Annotated in this window: 1 protein-coding gene; it reads right to left on the bottom strand. The window is 74.9% G+C overall.

Annotation, left to right across the window (positions count from 1 at the left end; all coding sequences use genetic code 11):
• Positions 1–203: 203 nt before the first annotated feature.
• Entirely contained in the window at positions 204–1637 is a 1434-nt protein-coding gene (locus P1P70_RS44235) for a pyridine nucleotide-disulfide oxidoreductase (RefSeq protein WP_319248096.1), read from the bottom strand.
• Positions 1638–1744 lie beyond the last annotated feature (107 nt).

Raw genomic sequence — 1744 nt, 5'->3', positions numbered from 1 at the left:
GGGGCTGGACATCGGGCAGCCGTCGTTGATCCGGATGTCGCGTGCGGTGCGTGCGGGGGTGGTGGAGGGGGCGGTACGCGCGGAGCGTGCGGAGGGCGTGGAGCGTGCGGTGCGTGCGGTGCGTGCGGGCCGCGCGAAGAGCGGGTAGGGGGTGTGGCGATTCCGCAGGCCGGTGGGGGCCTGTCACGCAGCTCCCCGCGCCCCTATGGGGCGGGTGTGTCGAGGCTGCTCAGGATGTTCCGTTCCTCCGGGGTGAGCGGGGGACCCGACAGCGGTGGGAGCAGCGGGCCCAGGGCCGTGGAGAGGAGGAGGGTGGGGTGGAGCAGGTGGAGGGCGTCCGCCTGGAGGGTGGTCACTCTGCACATCGCCGCAGAGACACGGTACGAGCCGGTGGCGACGCGCGTCATCCGGCCGACGTAGGCGGACAGCAGACGGTCGGCGAGCGTGGGGGACTTGCCCCGCACCCCGGGGAACCACTGGTCCTGGCCGACCGACATGGTCCACGCCGCGTTCACCACCTTCGCGGCGGCCCGCTGCACCCGCCGGGCCAGACCGGGTGTGTCGATGCCGGTCCGGTCCAGCTCCCGGCGCAGTTCGCGCGCGCCCAGCGCGGCCACCGACATGCCCTGCCCGTAGACCGGGTTGTAGGTGGCGACGGCGTCCCCGAGCGCCACCAGCCCCTCGGGCCACCGCTCGGACTTCTCGAAGTAGCGCCGTTCGTTGCGGGTGCTGCGGCTGAGGGTCACGTCGGTCAGGGGTTCGGCGCCGGCGATCAGCCGGCCCACGAGGGGGTGGCGCAGGCCGAGGGCGAAGGGGACGAAGTCCTCGGGTGAGGCGGTGGGTTCACCACCCCGGGTGCCGGCGAGGCTGACCAGCCAGCGGTCGCCCTCGATGGGGAGGAGGAGCCCCGCCCGGCCGGGCCGGCCGCCCGTCGGGTCCGCCGTCACCTGCGCCGGGGGGAAGTTCTCCGCCCCGACGGGGGTGCGGTAGATGCGGGTCGCGTAGACCAGCCCGGAGTCGACCACGTCCTTGCGGATGCCCGTGATGCCGAGGTCCGCGAGCCAGTGCTCGACGCGGCTGCCGCGTCCGCTCGCGTCGACGACCAGGTCCGCGCGCAGACTCTCCTCGGCCGCGCCTGTCGGTGTGCCCCCGCCCCGTTCTCCGTCGGCGGTGAGCCGGACGCCGGTGACGCGCTCGGCGGTGCCGAGGAGGCCGGTGGCCGAGGCACGGCGGATGCGGACACGGGTGGTGCTCGCGAGGACGGCGTCCCGGACGGTCCGGTCGATCAGGTCGCGGCCGGCGATGAGCAGGGGGTGGGTGCCGTGGTGGCGGGAGCGGCGGTACCAGCCCTGCGGGCCCAGGGTGACCAGGCCGGAGGTGAGACCGCGCTCCCGGGCGCCCGCCGCCAGCAGCCGCTCGCGCACCTCGCCGCCCGGCACGAGTTCGTCGATGGCGTCGCGGCCGCTGGGCAGGAGGATGTGGGCGTGACGGCCCTGCGGGAGCCCTCGGCGCGGTCGGGGTTCGTCCGGGAGCTCGTCGCGCTCCAGCACGATCACCTCGTCGACGGACCGGGCCAGAGCCGCGGCGGCGAGCATGCCGCCCATGCTCGCCCCGATGACGACCGCGGTACGCGGCATGGGTCCCCCTGCGCTCGACGGTGCTCGCCGACCCTAGAAGATCAGGGCAACGGAGTGGCGCGCAAGGGGAGTTGATGTGTCGCCGGGAGGGAGAGTGGGGGCGAGGG

It is taken from the genome of Streptomyces sp. MB09-02B (assembly GCF_033794485.1).
In the GTDB taxonomy this organism is placed as follows: Bacteria; Actinomycetota; Actinomycetes; order Streptomycetales; family Streptomycetaceae; genus Streptomyces.
Note: the sequence above shows the minus strand (reverse complement) of the source record. Positions and strands in the feature narration are given on the sequence as shown.